Annotated in this window: 13 protein-coding genes and 1 pseudogene; 7 read left to right on the top strand and 7 right to left on the bottom strand. The window is 48.2% G+C overall.

The window, feature by feature from the left end:
• Positions 1–77: 77 nt before the first annotated feature.
• The 4 genes from modA to A2F46_RS10285 are packed head-to-tail and all read left to right on the top strand — an operon-like array spanning position 78 to position 3,049.
• On the top strand, positions 78–848 hold the full coding sequence (gene modA, locus A2F46_RS10300; protein ID WP_156471623.1) for a molybdate ABC transporter substrate-binding protein: 771 nt from the start codon (positions 78–80) through the stop codon (positions 846–848).
• 15 nt (positions 849–863) lie between these two features.
• Entirely contained in the window at positions 864–1,544 is a 681-nt protein-coding gene (gene modB, locus A2F46_RS10295; RefSeq protein WP_066570132.1) for a molybdate ABC transporter permease subunit, read from the top strand.
• Positions 1,545–1,546: 2 nt separating this feature from the next.
• Positions 1,547–2,218, top strand: a complete 672-nt coding sequence (locus A2F46_RS10290; RefSeq protein ID WP_066570127.1) for a sulfate/molybdate ABC transporter ATP-binding protein — start codon at positions 1,547–1,549, stop codon at positions 2,216–2,218.
• A gap of 27 nt (positions 2,219–2,245) precedes the next feature.
• Positions 2,246–3,049, top strand: coding sequence for a TOBE domain-containing protein (locus tag A2F46_RS10285; protein ID WP_066570125.1), 804 nt, complete (start codon positions 2,246–2,248; stop codon positions 3,047–3,049).
• A 219-nt stretch (positions 3,050–3,268) separates the two neighbouring features.
• Here A2F46_RS10285 and A2F46_RS10280 read toward each other — a convergent pair whose 3' ends face one another.
• Entirely contained in the window at positions 3,269–3,628 is a 360-nt protein-coding gene (locus tag A2F46_RS10280) for an Mth938-like domain-containing protein (protein WP_066570188.1), read from the bottom strand.
• A gap of 151 nt (positions 3,629–3,779) precedes the next feature.
• Between A2F46_RS10280 and A2F46_RS10275 the strand changes: the two are divergent.
• Positions 3,780–5,092, top strand: a pseudogene (locus A2F46_RS10275) (homoserine dehydrogenase).
• Entirely contained in the window at positions 5,082–5,498 is a 417-nt protein-coding gene (locus tag A2F46_RS10270; RefSeq protein ID WP_066570122.1) for a hypothetical protein, read from the top strand. Before A2F46_RS10275 ends, A2F46_RS10270 begins: the two are co-directional and overlap by 11 nt.
• Positions 5,499–5,552: 54 nt before the next feature.
• On the opposite strand, the gene A2F46_RS10265 is transcribed toward A2F46_RS10270, so the two are convergent.
• The 5 genes from A2F46_RS10265 to lon form a co-directional block, all read right to left on the bottom strand.
• Positions 5,553–6,311, bottom strand: coding sequence for a toxin-antitoxin system YwqK family antitoxin (locus A2F46_RS10265; protein WP_066570119.1), 759 nt, complete (start codon positions 6,309–6,311; stop codon positions 5,553–5,555).
• Positions 6,312–6,323: 12 nt separating this feature from the next.
• Positions 6,324–7,670, bottom strand: coding sequence for an aldehyde dehydrogenase family protein (locus A2F46_RS10260; protein WP_066570116.1), 1,347 nt, complete (start codon positions 7,668–7,670; stop codon positions 6,324–6,326).
• 77 nt (positions 7,671–7,747) lie between these two features.
• Complete coding sequence (locus A2F46_RS10255; protein WP_066570113.1) at positions 7,748–9,259, bottom strand: SurA N-terminal domain-containing protein; 1,512 nt, start codon at positions 9,257–9,259, stop codon at positions 7,748–7,750.
• Between the two features lie 176 nt (positions 9,260–9,435).
• Positions 9,436–9,705 (bottom strand): HU family DNA-binding protein, encoded by a 270-nt coding sequence (locus A2F46_RS10250; RefSeq protein ID WP_066570110.1) that lies wholly within the window; start codon positions 9,703–9,705, stop codon positions 9,436–9,438.
• Positions 9,706–9,905: 200 nt separating this feature from the next.
• Positions 9,906–12,341 carry an endopeptidase La gene (lon, locus tag A2F46_RS10245; protein WP_066570106.1) on the bottom strand — a complete coding sequence of 812 codons (2,436 nt, stop codon included), beginning with the start codon at positions 12,339–12,341 and terminating at the stop codon, positions 9,906–9,908.
• 152 nt (positions 12,342–12,493) lie between these two features.
• On the opposite strand from lon, the gene A2F46_RS10240 reads away from it, so the two are divergent.
• The gene (locus A2F46_RS10240) at positions 12,494–13,345 is read left to right on the top strand and encodes a sulfurtransferase (protein WP_066570104.1); all 852 of its coding nucleotides are present in this window, start codon (positions 12,494–12,496) and stop codon (positions 13,343–13,345) included.
• Between the two features lie 35 nt (positions 13,346–13,380).
• Here A2F46_RS10240 and A2F46_RS10235 read toward each other — a convergent pair.
• Positions 13,381–14,049, bottom strand: a 669-nt coding sequence (locus A2F46_RS10235; RefSeq protein ID WP_231867775.1) for a phospholipase D-like domain-containing protein, incomplete at its 5' end; no start/stop codon positions are given.

Here is a 14,049-nt window from a genome sequence, read left to right as displayed (position 1 = left end):
TATACCTATGTATATTTCGAATATTGCAAAACACATTTATTATCTACTATTTTTATTTCTGTCTTGGAGCGATTTCCATGCCTGTTTTTCGCCACTATTTCATCAAAACCATTTGCGCTGCAGCATTACTGGGGGCAACGATAACTGCTTCCGCTGCTGACATTACGGTTTCTGCCGCCGCCAGCCTAACGAATGCCTTCAATGACATCGCTAAAGCCTACGAAGCACAACACCCACAGGACAAAATCCGTTTGAATTTCGGTGGTTCAGGCGCGTTATTACAGCAAATTGATAAAGGTGCACCTGTTGATGTATTTGCTTCGGCCGATCAAACCACGATGGATCAGGCACAAGCCAAAAAACTCATCAATCCCAAAACGCGTGCTAACTTTGTCAGCAATAGTTTGGTATTGATTACCCCACTGTCGAATCACCTACGCATCAAAAACATTAATGATCTCAAGCAACCGGGTGTAAAACGCATTGCGGTTGGCAACCCGGCAACAGTTCCTGCTGGGCGCTACACTCAGGCAGCATTACAACAAGCCAATGTATGGGGTGCACTACAAGCCAAAATCATTTTGACGCAAGACGTCCGTCAAGCACTGAATTATGTATCTCGCCAAGAAACGGAAGCCGGTTTTGTGTTTGGCACCGATGCGGCTATCATGAAAGATAAAGTTAAAGTGGCAGCCGTTATCCCCACTCATGAAGCCATCACGTATCCTATTGCTGTTCTTTCAGGCAGCCGTAACCAACAAGGCGCACAGCAATTTATTCGATTTGTTCGCTCTACCAAAGGGCAACAGATCTTGCGCCATTATGGCTTCCAATCACCACGGCGCTAACACAAGGCTCGTTTCATGGAATCTGCGTGGATTGCCCTATCCTTATCGCTTAAAGTGGCAGGGTGGGCAACGCTCATCAACCTAATATTAGGTGTAGGTACCGGTTATCTGCTGGCCAAAAAGCAAGTTTGGGCCAAAGATTTGCTGGATACCTTGTTCACCTTGCCCATGGTGATGCCGCCTACGGTATTGGGCTATTACCTGCTGGTGGTCATTGGCAAGCAAGGTTGGATAGGCCAATGGTTGATGCACACTTTTGGTATTAACTTGATCTTCACATGGCAAGGTGCCGTATTGGCTGCCGTGGTGGTATCTTTTCCATTGGTGTTCAAACCAGCGCGCACTGCCTTTGAAGCGGTCAATCCGGAATACGAGCAAGCCGCTCGGGTATTGGGATTAAGCGAATGGGCGCTATTTTGGCGCATTACATTGCCACTGGCCTGGCGCGGTATCTTGGCTGGCATATTACTGGCCTTTGCGCGAGCCATGGGCGAATTTGGAGCCACACTCATGGTGGCCGGCAGCATCCCCGGTGAAACCCAAACATTATCTATCGCAGTGTATGAAGCCGTTCAGGCCGGAGATGACCATTTGGCCAACATGCTGGTCCTGATTATTTCCATTGTCTGCATGGCTATTTTGTTCATCACGGGTAAATTGCTTTCGGGCAAAATACCCATGCAAAATCTGAAATAGCCATGTTTGAACTCCATATAAAAAAAACCATCTCTCGTGCCGGCAGCAAACCTTTCGAATTAGATGTTGCTCTGCAAAGTCAACACAAGCGCACCGTCATCATGGGTGCCAGCGGCAGTGGCAAAAGTCTCACGCTCAAAGCGATCGCTGGCCTACTAACGCCTTCAAGTGGCAACATCCGCATCAACGATCAAGTAGTATTTGATCGAGCATGGGGAATCAATATCCGCCCACAACAACGCCATTTGGCCTATGTATTTCAAGATTACGCCCTTTTCCCTCACCTAACAGTGCGCCAAAACATCGCTTGCGGCATGGTTGCCGGGCTACTCAATCCTCGGCGGCAGCAAAGGCTGCCTGAAGTGGAATACTGGCTTGGACAAATGAATTTAACCGGATTAGCCAATCAATACCCTGCGCATTTATCCGGTGGCCAGCGCCAGCGCGTGGCACTGGCCCGAGCACTGATTACACAACCTCAAGCCATCTTATTAGACGAGCCTTTTTCCGCGCTCGATACGCAATTGCGAGAGCAAATGCGCACTGAATTACTGCGCTGGCAACAACGCTTGAATTTACCTATGCTATTGATTACCCATGACCCGCGTGATGCCGAAGTATTGGGTGATGAAATTTGGATGATGGACAACGGCCGCCTGAGTGCGCACAATTAGCCATCCTCATGCTTTCAGGCAACCCTAATGACGGTATTTAGCTTAGACAGTGAACTGCGGCCCACCATCGATGGCCAGCGCATCGGCAATCCGAACCGCATCGTGCTTTTAGAACAAATAGACCAACTCGGTTCCATCAGCCAAGCAGCCAAAGCCGTGCCCATGAGTTACAAAGCCGCCTGGGACGCCATAGATGCCATCAACAATATTGCTCCTCAACCACTGGTCATGCGCCAAACGGGTGGCAAAGGCGGAGGCACCAGTACTTTAACTGATTTTGGTCGCCAATTCGTACGCCATTACCGCCAACTTGAACAGCTACATCAGACCATGATGGTACAATTGCAGCAAACAGATCCAGCCTTCTCTCCACCCAATATGGATTTATGGCAAAGGCTTAATATGCATTTTAGCGCAGACAATCAACTATTTGGCAAGATTACCACCATCCACTTAGGTGCAGTCAACAACGAAATTCACGTGCAATTGCCCAATGGTATGACTTTGGTCGCCATCGTGACACAAGACAGTACGCAACGCATGGGCTTGCAAATTGGCAGTGAAGTTTTTGCCTTGATACAGGCTTCTGCCATACTCGTGGCCGATGATTTAGCTGGAGTGCACTTATCGGCACGCAATCAGCTGCCGGCACGCATAAAACGCATCCATCAGGGCAGTGTCAATACAGAAATTGCTTGCGATTTAGGTGATGGATTGTCACTCAATGCTGTAATCACCTGCGTCAGTGCTGAAACCATGAAGCTGCAACCAGAAATGCCTGTCACCTTGGTCATCAAAGCGCCCAACATCATTTTGGGTAAACAAACCTAAGTTCTGTGCACCACCGCCCCTACGCAATCGGTCTACCATCACTTGCTGCCAAACAGACCTGTCTATAAAGCGCACGCAACATCACCATATGTCATTAGTCGTGATGAATGGATATGCGTTGTATACGGCATGCACCCCATCCATACAGACAATCCATTCGTTATCACCCGAACACATAGCGGATAATGAAATTGACACAGGCTTAGCTTTTGCCAACACTCATGGCCATAACCACGCCCAAACTGACCGCCCTTCACTGCGCAAAATCATGTAGGTTCGACAAGCAGCAGCTGTGCTCATGACTTCCATACCAATACCATGGCTACCCAGTTGAGCAATCAGCTTGGGGGGCAAAAACACTTGCTGACTACCCGTACCCACTAAAATCACTTCGGGATGCGCATTCATGGCTGCCTGAAAATCATCGGCCTCCAAATCAGTCGGTGCTGTGCGGGCAATCGGCATCACCGCAGAACCATTCAAACAAATGGGCTCGCCATACGCAACGCCATCCACGTGAATTTGCCTATTTTCATACGCATCAATCCAAAGCATGCCGTCGCCACGGCTCTCATCCATTTGCACAAAACACTCCTTCCCTACGCAAAACCCAACCTACCTACGCGTAGACTGGTTTTAAATTGTGGTCAAACCGTCTGATTTCCGCTACGATGTTGGGCTAAATTCGTCATACTATACAAACCAAATCAGGCTTAATCAAGGAGTGAGCATGCAGCCTATCCGCATCGGCATTTTGGGTACCGGCACCGTCGGTGGTGGTACCGTTAAACTTTTGCAGGCCAATGCCGCAGAAATTACCCGACGCTTGGGTTGTAGTGTCCTGGTTAGTCGTGCCGCCAGCCGCAATCTGGAGCGCGCACAACGCATTTGCGGGACGGATGTTCATCTGAGCACAGATGTGATGGATGTGGTTAATGCTGAAGATGTGGACATTGTGGTTGAACTTATTGGCGGCACTACAATAGCCAAAGAAGCAGTGATTCAAGCCATCAAAAATGGTAAGCACGTAGTCACAGCCAATAAAAAGCTGTTGGCTGAATACGGCAATGAAATCTTCGCTTTGGCCGCTGAGCACAATGTTATGCTGATGTTTGAAGCCGCTGTGGCTGGCGGCATTCCCATTATCAAAGCCTTACGTGAAGGCTTGGCCGCCAATCGCATCCAATCCATTGCAGGCATTATCAATGGCACCAGTAATTTTATCCTGAGCGAAATGCGCGCTCATGGCAGCGCTTTTCAATCAGTACTCAAGCAAGCTCAGGAACTGGGTTACGCAGAAGCCGACCCCACTTTTGACATTGAAGGGCACGATGCCGCACATAAATTGAGCATTATGTCGGCTTTGGCCTTCGGTACCCCCATTAACTATACCCACTGCTATTTGGAAGGCATCAGCAAGCTGGAAAGCCAAGATATCCGGTATGCAGAAGAATTAGGCTACCGCATCAAATTACTGGGTATTACTCGCCGTTGCGAAAAAGGCATCGAGTTACGCGTGCATCCCACATTGATTCCAGAAACACGCTTATTGGCCAATGTTGAAGGCGTGATGAATGCAGTATTGGTACAAGCAGACATGGTTGGCCAAACCATGTATTACGGGCCTGGCGCAGGAGCAGCACCAACCGCCAGCGCGTGGTGGCTGACATCATGGATGTGGCGCGATTAATTGACAGTGACGCCTATAATCGAGTGCCTTATTTGGCGTTCCAACCCAGCTTGGTCAAAGACATTCCTATTTTGGACATGGACGACATCGCCAGTAGCTATTATCTGCGTGTATCAGCAAAAGATGAGCCGGGCGTACTGGGCGAGATCGCCAACATCCTGGCTGCCGCTAATATTTCGATTGAAGCCCTCATCCAAAAAGGTGTGGTCAGCCACGAAACAGCTGAAATTGTTATCCTCACCCACACCACCCAAGAGCGCCAATTAAAATCGGCAACCACGCAAATGGAAGCATTGTCTCGTGTTTTGGCACCCATCACCATGATTCGCATGGAGAGCTTGCATGCCCGCTGATTTCAGGCAGCCCACCAATCGAAAGTTGCGTCTAATCAAATGGTGCTTGGGCCTCGCTGTGCTGATGTTCGTGGGTATGTTTGTATTAATCCGCTGGAATATTGGCGACCCAGAGGCACGACAAAAGGTCATCGATAATTGCACCAGCACCGGCCCTTATGCCCCCAGTTGGGCCCAACAATTGCAACAATATGGGTTGACAGACAAAAGCGATCAAGTCATCACACCCTATTGCCATTGCATGTGGGATGATGCCTTAAGTAAAATGTCTGCCGATGATATCCGTACCTTTTTCAAGGCACCTTCAGAGCAGCAAATCCGTCAACTGGGCGGGCAAGAAGCAATGGTTAAGCGCCACCAGCAATGCCTAAAAAATCAGCAAATTCGCAAGACACCTGCACCATAACAAAACCAGCCTAAAGGCTGGTTTTGTTATGGTGCCATGGTTTTGACTAGCCCCTCATTGTAAATCGACAATCTCACCGTCTTCATCCCACTCTGTTTTGCGGACCAGCTCATTCTGTTCAAACACACTTTCCGATTTTTTGTCGCCATTATCATACCAGGTCAGCACCACACCATTTTGCTTTTGGTTCTGTACAGCTAAATCTGACGTAATGCGCCCTTTTTCATCCCATGTGGTAACGGTTTGCACTTGGCCTTTACGCAAGGTCATTTCTGATTTTAATTGGCCATTTTGATACCAGCGCTGCCACATGCCTTCTGCCTGACCTTGCACAAAAACCAATTGACCCATTTTTTGGCCATTGGCATACCAGCGCGTCACTCGCCCTTCTGGCAAACCATTATGGTAATGAATTTCGGCCGCCAACTGGCCATTCGCATGCCAGCGCTGCCATAATCCATCAGGTTTACCATGTTCATAATGGCCTTGCGTCTGTTTCTGTCCATTGGCGTACCAGAGCACCAATTCACCATCATCTAACTCTGGCGAAAACCGATGTAACTGTGCAGCAGTGGTGGTGAATTCATTGCGATACGGTGTTTTTTTGGGATAATAAAAATCACTGGCCAAAATGCGATCACCATCTCGTTGAAAGGTGCGCACATATTGAGCTTGCGCTTTGGTTTTGACCACCTGCCCATCGACATTGAAATACACCACATTGCGTTGTTTGGCCTCCAACTGCCACCATATTGCCACCAGCAGCAACAGAGCGCCCACCACAAACCAACGCGGATAATGCCCGAAACGCATTTCATCAATCCCTTATTTTTGCCAATAGGCTTTCACATTGACAAACTCATACAAACCAAATTCAGACAGTTCTCGCCCAAATCCAGAATCTTTAATGCCCCCAAAAGGCAGGCGCAAATCACTGCTGGTATGGCGGTTGATGAAAACACTGCCCACAGCCAGCTTCGGTGCCAACTGCCAACCATATTCGGTATTTTGCGTGTAAATACTGGCACCCAACCCAAAAGGCGTGTCATTAGCCAAAATCACCGCTTCTTCTGCATCGCGTGCACGCAACACCACTGCCACGGGACCAAACACTTCTTCATGGTACACACGGCATCGCGGATTGACATTGTCCAATACGGTAGCTGGATAAAAGTTACCTGGGCCTGAAGGCAAATAACCACCACTCAAACAACGAGCACCTTGCGCCAGCGCATCTTGCACCTGCTCGTGTAATTGTGCACGCAAATCGGCACGATGCAAAGGCGCCAATGTGGTTTCAGGCAACCAAGGCGCACCCATGGTTAATTTCGCACACTCGGCTAAAAACACTTCCAAAAACTGGTCGGCCACCGCTTCAGTCACAATCAAGCGTTTCGCTGCATTGCATGACTGACCCGCGTCGCGAAAGCGAGAATAGCAGGCATCTTGTGCAGCTTGTGCAACATCAGCATCATCCAGCACAATCAATGCATTGCTGCCGCCCAGTTCCATCACACTTTTACGCAAATACTTACCAGCCAATGCAGCCAAATGGCGACCAGTATGGGTAGAGCCAGTAAAAGCCAAAGCTTGAGTTTGCGCAATGGCCTGTTCAGTGTTTTCTGGTGCCAGCCAAGCAACCTGCAAAGGCAAAGCAGCGTCGACTAAGTCAAACAACATCTGCGTAATACCACCAACAGTGGGTGCAGGCTTCACCAAACATGCATTGCCTGCACACAAAGCCGGTATAGCAAAGCGCAGGACCTGCCATACTGGGTAGTTCCAAGGCATGACCGATAAGATCACGCCCAAAGGCTCAAAACGCACTTGGCTCAAGCTGGCTTGGGTAGCGATGGTTTTGTGGGCTAAAAGTTCTGGTGATAGATGCGCGTAATAACGAATCAGGGCAATCGATTTGCTGATTTCTGCTTCACATTCACGCAAACAACGGCCTACCTCGATGCAGATTTGCTTGGCCAAGCGCGCTTGTTCCGCTTCCAAGCGTGTAGCCAAAGCCAGTAACTGCTTGGCTCTATCACTCACGCTAAGTGCCGCAAAAACTTGCTGTTGTTGTGAGATAGCTTGATATTGGGTATGAAAGTCTTCAATAGAGATTGCCGCCCGCTCAAACAATATCTGTCCATCAATCACATGCCGACTACAAAACTCCATACCACCCCCATGCAGGCTGCCTGAAAAAAGCCGATGGCATCGCCACCGGCTAAATCAGAAGCATTAATTGTCCTGTGCTATTTTCTGACTGCCAGACTTAACTGGATAGCAATTTTCAACCAATCCAGCAAATTCGCCATCCATTCATTACCCATGGTTTGCGCGAGTGATTGCTTCGCCTGAGGCAAAGCCTGAGTCAAGTCGGCGGGCGCGTTAATGGCTGTAATTTCCACCAACACTGGCTCCGGTGTATTTTGCATCAGTAGATAAGCAGGTTTTCCTGCTGCTGGCCGAGCTTTTAACCACTGCTGAAAGTCAGTTGTTGGCATGGCACGGGCAGCTTGCTCTGCTGTGACCGCAGAGCTAGACGACCACATAATGCCACTTTGATTGCCAGATTGCGCCTGTTTTAATGCACTAGCCGCAGCTGCAATGGCCAATTTGCGACTTTCTGCGGCCACATAATCTTGGCGAACTTCGGCTGCTACCTCAGTAAACGGAGCTTGGTGTTGAGGGCGCACGGCACTAGCATGCACTACCCAAACGCTGTCTTCACTCACTGATACGGGTTCAGAATTGTATTTTTTGACCAATACATCATCGCTAAATAACGCTGTTTGCAATGCCTCAGGCATCCCCGATGCAGCCGCTTCTTTGCGCGTCAGCCATTGTTCATGTTGCTGCAAAGTCAGCCCCATTTTGGTGGCCACGGCTTTCAAATCATTGGGATTGTTAAAAGCCAAGTCAGCCAATTGCTCCTTGGCTTTTTGTAAGGCTGCAGCTCCTTTTTTCGCCTGTATTTCCTTAACCAGCATTGGCTTAATAGTTTCTAATGCGGGTTTGGGCGCAGAAGCACCGTTGGGCAGTTGTGCATAAGCTTCTTTTAGCTCTGCGTCCGTCACTGCATTTTTACTGCCCAATGCCTGCGCAGACAACACAACATATTGAAACTTCACCGCCTGCTCTAGCGCATATCGACTTTTGTTGGCTGTGTAGAAGGCCTGTAGTTTGGCATCATCGACAGGAACCTTATCTGCATACTGTGCTGATGCAAAAGTGGCACTGCGCATCTGGCGTGGAGCCTGCAACAACAACATCATTTGCTTGGCCTGCGCATCACTTACCATGTTGCCAGATTGCGCCAAATTCACCATTGTTTGAATGGCATATTGTTTTTGCAAATCGGCGACCAGGGCATCTTCCGTCAAGCCATTTTGCTGCAGAAAAGCTTGGTAGCGACTTTCACTGAATTGGCCATTTTCTTGAAAGCTGGGATCGCTCACAATCACTTTTTTAATGTCCGTGAGTGAAGCACTAACACCCAAATCTTTCGCGCCTTGTTGCAAATAAGCTTGTTGTAGCAAACCTTGATACACCGCTTCTTTGTCTACTTGCTTCTCGCCGGCTGCCTGAAGACGGCGCATGGTGTTGTTGACATCTGTTTCACTGACCTTAAACTCGCCTACTTTGCCCACATAATCATGACCGGCCCCGGTTAAAGTGGAAGCGCCGAAGCCGATAAATGAGACAGCAATTAAGCCCAATAAAATTTGTGCCGGTAATTTGTATTTTTCAATGGTATGGAACATAGATAACCGTATGGTCGTTCATCAAATTTAAGTGCGCTATTGTAGCCCGATAATGACACCAGCGCGAACCCTCAATCATATCTAGCCTACAGAATTAAGCATCGAGGACATACGCAAGCCAAGAAAAAAGGTAGGCTTAGCGCCTACCCTTGAGAAACTGGATTAAAACAACAAAATTACAGAGCATCTTTCAGAGATTTACCCGCACGGAATTTCGGGGTTTTGGCTGCTTTGATTTTCAAAGGCTCGCCAGTTTTAGGGTTACGACCATTGCGTGCAGCACGTTCACCCACGTAAAAAGTACCAAAGCCCACTAAAGTTACAGTATCGCCTTTTTTCAATGCACTGGTAACGGCACTCATCAAACCATCCAAAGCTTTTGCAGCAGCAGCCTTTGACAAATCAGCCTCTTCGGCAATGGCTTCAATCAATTCAGACTTATTCACTATGAAGTCCCTTTCTGTTGTTATGTAAATGGAGAAACTCTGCCCGCAACGGGCCGATAACCGAGTAAAACAGCACGCTGCCTTTATATCAAGCTCAAATTTGACATGTCAAGCATACAAAGGCATGGTTTCATCAAATGGCGATAAAATTCAGCAAAGCCTGAAGGATTGTGCCGCGCTTGCGACACTATCCTCACCAATTAATGCTTTACGGCTTTTTTACTTGACTTCGCCGTCTTATCTGTTTCCAGAGGCAAAGCTTCCGTTGAGATAGACCAAGGCGTTGGTTGATATTCCAATCCCAATGCCAATACCTCATCAATCCATTGAACGGGATGGATATCCAGTTCATTTTTTACGTTATCTGGAATTTCTTCTAAATCCTTAACATTGTCTTTGGGTATTAGTACACGCTTGATGCCACCCCGCAAAGCTGCCAACAACTTTTCTTTTAATCCACCAATGGGTAATACCTCTCCACGCAGGGTAATTTCACCCGTCATGGCCACATCAGCACGTACTGGAATGCCCGTAAAGGCAGAAACAATCGCCAAAGTGATGGCACTACCTGCACTGGGCCCATCTTTGGGCGTAGCGCCCTCTGGTACGTGCACATGAATGTCATTTTTTTCATAAAAATCAGGTTCAATTCCCAAGCTTTCTGCTCTGGAACGAACCACACTCCACGCCGCAGTGATGGATTCTTGCATCACATCACCCAGTTTACCCGTGCGTATGATATTGCCTTTACCTGAGAATTTGCTTGCTTCAATGGTCAGCAATTCCCCGCCTACTTCAGTCCAAGCCAATCCAGTCACCTGCCCTACACGATTTTCACTTTCAGCAACGCCATAATCAAAACGCTGAACGCCCAAATAATCATGCAGATTATCAGCATTGACCACAATCAACTCAGGTTTAATCGCCCGTTTGCTACCTGCCTGTTCGGTTTTTAGTGCCTGAGCCATCACCACTTTACGGCAAATTTTGGCAATTTCTCTATCCAAAGAACGCACACCAGCTTCACGGGTATAATACCGAATGATGTCGCGCACAGCCGATTCTTCTATGCGCATTTCACCTGCCTTGACCCCATTTTGCTTGATCTGTTTGGGCACCAGATACTGCATGGCAATGTGGATCTTTTCGTCTTCAGTGTAGCCCGACAAGCGAATGATCTCCATTCGGTCCAGCAAAGCTGGAGGAATATTGAAACTATTAGATGTAGCGATAAACATCACATCGGACAAATCAAATTCTACTTCAGCATAATGGTCAACAAAAGCGTGGTTTTGCTCAGGATCTAAAACTTCCAGCAAAGCACTGGCCGGATCGCCACGAAAATCATTGCCAATCTTGTCGATTTCATCCAGCAGAAACAAAGGATTCCTTACGCCCACCTTGGCCATATTTTGCAAAATTTTACCCGGCATCGAACCAATATAAGTACGCCGGTGGCCACGAATTTCACTTTCATCATGTACCCCACCCAATGCCATCCGCACATATTTACGGCCAGTGGCTTTGGCAATGGATTCACCCAAGGAGGTTTTGCCCACACCCGGTGGACCAACCAAGCACAAGATTGGCCCTTTCAAACGATTCATGCGTTTCTGAACCGCCAAATATTCCAAAATACGCTCTTTCACCTTCTCCAGACCATAATGATCTGCATCCAACACCAAATCCGCTTTGGCAATGTCTTTGCTCACCTTGGTTTTCTTTTTCCACGGCAATTCCAACAAGGTGTCAATGTAGTTGCGCACCACCGTTGACTCTGCAGACATGGGCGGCATCATGCGCAATTTTTTCATTTCAGCCAGACATTTTTCTTCTGCTTCTCGGCTCATACCTGACTGGCGAATTTGTGCTTCCAACGCATCCAGCTCATCATCTTCATCACCTAGCTCTTTTTGAATGGCTTTGACCTGCTCATTCAAGTAATACTCACGCTGGGATTTTTCCATTTGCCGTTTCACGCGACCACGGATGCGCTTTTCCACTTGCAAGATATCCAACTCAGCTTCGAGCTGTTGCAACAAATGCTCCATGCGTTCGGTGACATTCACCATAGCCAGTACTTCTTGGCGTTGCTCTAATTTCAACTGAAGATGAGCAGCCACGGTATCCACCAATCGACTATTGTCTTCAATCCCATGAATGGTACCCACTACTTCTGCCGGAATTTTTTTATTCAACTTAGCCATCTGATCAAACTGGGACAGCAAAGTACGCCGAAGGGCTTCTTGATCATGGGCGTCACCCATGGTTTCAACCACATCATGCACATGGGCAACGAAATATTCACCACTCTCGTCAATGGCATCCACATGGGCACGCTTCATGCCTTCGACCAAAACTTTGACCGTACCATCCGGCAATTTCAACACTTGCAAAATATTGGCAATGGTCCCCATGTCGTGCATATCATCGGCTTGAGGTTCTTCCGTATTGGCATTTTTCTGGGCCAATAAAAATACCCGCTCATCTTTGTCCATGGCCGCATCCAATGCAGCAATAGACTTGTCTCTGCCTACAAACAAAGGCAGCACCATGTGCGGATAGACCACCACGTCACGCAAAGGCAACATAGCCAAAGCAGTGGTATTCAATGGGGAGGTTTGGGTTGCGGCCATAATCAATGTCTCGCTCTTTCTTGATGTCGTGCTTCAAATGGTTGACAACATTGGGCTGATGCATCACATTTCAAGCAAAGACTGTTATAGATTTACACTTACATCCACCAATCTTATTTTGGTTAACCCATCAATTTTATGGGAGCGCAAACATGAATTTTGCTCCGGTGATCGATGCCCATGAAGCTTGCCAAGCATGGACACACCATGCCTTATGGTTAGATGCCCAATTCGACTTAAATAAGCCCCATCAAGGCTGCCTGAATTACGACTCAGCCCACAAAACAGGCGCACACCACATCGATTTGGAAGCACACCTGTCAGCGCCCACAACCACTTTTACTGGGCGACATCCTTTTCCAGACCTATTGTCATTGCGCAGCCACTTACTGCATATTGGTTATCAGAGTCAACAACCCGTGGTGATTTACGATCAAGGTGACATGCTATTTGCTGCGCGCGCTTGGGTTTGCTTACGCTGGTTGGGCATTGAGTCAGTGTGTGTGGTAGATGGTGGCTTGCCTGCGCTAATCGCCGCTGGCGCATCTATCGACAACAGGCACCCCAATATGCCAGAAAATCCCGCCCAGCATGCCATTTGGAGCCCATCGTTACAAGATTTAATCACCCAAGAACAACTACAACAAGATTTGTATTCACGGCCTTGGCTATTGATTGATGCCCGTGCACCCGCACGATTCCAAGGCAGTCCTCATCCTTTGGATCCGCGTTGTGGTCACATACCAGGTGCAATCAATCGATTTTATCAAGATAATTTACAAGCAAGCGGACGATTTCTGCCTCACGCAGAGCTGCAGCAGCAATGGCTCGCTCTCTTAAACGGAAAAACCCCGCAAGAAGTGGTGCATTATTGTGGTAGTGGTGTATCTGCTTGCGTCAATTTATTGGCCATGGCCTATGTTGGTCTTACTGGCAGCCGATTGTATGTTGGCTCGTGGAGCCAATGGGCGGCCAATCCAAACAATCCCATTACGCTGTTGTGAATAACACCATTACAGCGCGATTGAGGCGGCTTTGATTACAACAATGGCTCTAATGGTAACCATGATAAAACTTTCACCCATGCACGACGCCACCATCCCGACTCAGGCTCATGGGTAGTCATGACAACCTGACCATCATCATCTTGCGTTTGCCACTGAAGCCGGTTGCGGTCATCCAATCGAACACGATAAGCAGCTTGCGGTAATGCCTCATCTACGGCGGAGTTAACTGCTTTTGCCAATTTTGGTGAGGTAATCAGCAACCCCATTTCGGTATTGATCAGCGCCGAACGTGGATCCAGATTGAATGACCCCACAAACAACGCCTGATCATCAATGGTAAAAGTTTTGGCATGCAAACTGGAGGCCGAACTGCCGGTAATACCCCGGTCCCGACGGCCTTTCACCAACCCTTGGCTTTTCAATTCATACAACTCAACATCACTGCGCAATAGTGGCTTTCGATAACGCTCATAGCCTGAATGCACCGCCGGCACATCGGTTGCTGCCAATGAATTGGTCAATACCCGGATGCGTACACCTTGTTGCGACCACAACCGCAACTGAGCCAAACCCGCGCGAGTTGGCACAAAATAAGGAGACAGCAACAGCAAATCCTGCTGCGGTTTTTGAGTCATGCTGGTAAAAATAGCGGCGGGAGGGGCAATATTCGCTAGTACGGGCGCCGCATGATCTGTGTTCTC

Source organism: Snodgrassella sp. CFCC 13594, from assembly GCF_001590725.1.
In the GTDB taxonomy this organism is placed as follows: Bacteria; Pseudomonadota; Gammaproteobacteria; order Burkholderiales; family Neisseriaceae; genus Snodgrassella.
Note: the sequence above shows the minus strand (reverse complement) of the source record. Positions and strands in the feature narration are given on the sequence as shown.

Excerpts from the sequence above, each read along its gene's own strand:
- modA (WP_156471623.1), top strand. The coding sequence starts at position 78 with ATGCCTGTTTTTCGCCACTATTTCATCAAAACCATTTGCGCTGCAGCA.
- modB (WP_066570132.1), top strand. The coding sequence starts at position 864 with ATGGAATCTGCGTGGATTGCCCTATCCTTATCGCTTAAAGTGGCAGGG.
- A2F46_RS10290 (WP_066570127.1), top strand. The coding sequence starts at position 1,547 with ATGTTTGAACTCCATATAAAAAAAACCATCTCTCGTGCCGGCAGCAAA.
- A2F46_RS10285 (WP_066570125.1), top strand. The coding sequence starts at position 2,246 with ATGACGGTATTTAGCTTAGACAGTGAACTGCGGCCCACCATCGATGGC.
- A2F46_RS10280 (WP_066570188.1), bottom strand. The coding sequence starts at position 3,628 with ATGGATGAGAGCCGTGGCGACGGCATGCTTTGGATTGATGCGTATGAA.
- A2F46_RS10270 (WP_066570122.1), top strand. The coding sequence starts at position 5,082 with ATGCCCGCTGATTTCAGGCAGCCCACCAATCGAAAGTTGCGTCTAATC.
- A2F46_RS10265 (WP_066570119.1), bottom strand. The coding sequence starts at position 6,311 with ATGCGTTTCGGGCATTATCCGCGTTGGTTTGTGGTGGGCGCTCTGTTG.
- A2F46_RS10260 (WP_066570116.1), bottom strand. The coding sequence starts at position 7,670 with ATGGAGTTTTGTAGTCGGCATGTGATTGATGGACAGATATTGTTTGAG.
- A2F46_RS10255 (WP_066570113.1), bottom strand. The coding sequence starts at position 9,259 with ATGTTCCATACCATTGAAAAATACAAATTACCGGCACAAATTTTATTG.
- lon (WP_066570106.1), bottom strand. The coding sequence starts at position 12,341 with ATGGCCGCAACCCAAACCTCCCCATTGAATACCACTGCTTTGGCTATG.
- A2F46_RS10240 (WP_066570104.1), top strand. The coding sequence starts at position 12,494 with ATGAATTTTGCTCCGGTGATCGATGCCCATGAAGCTTGCCAAGCATGG.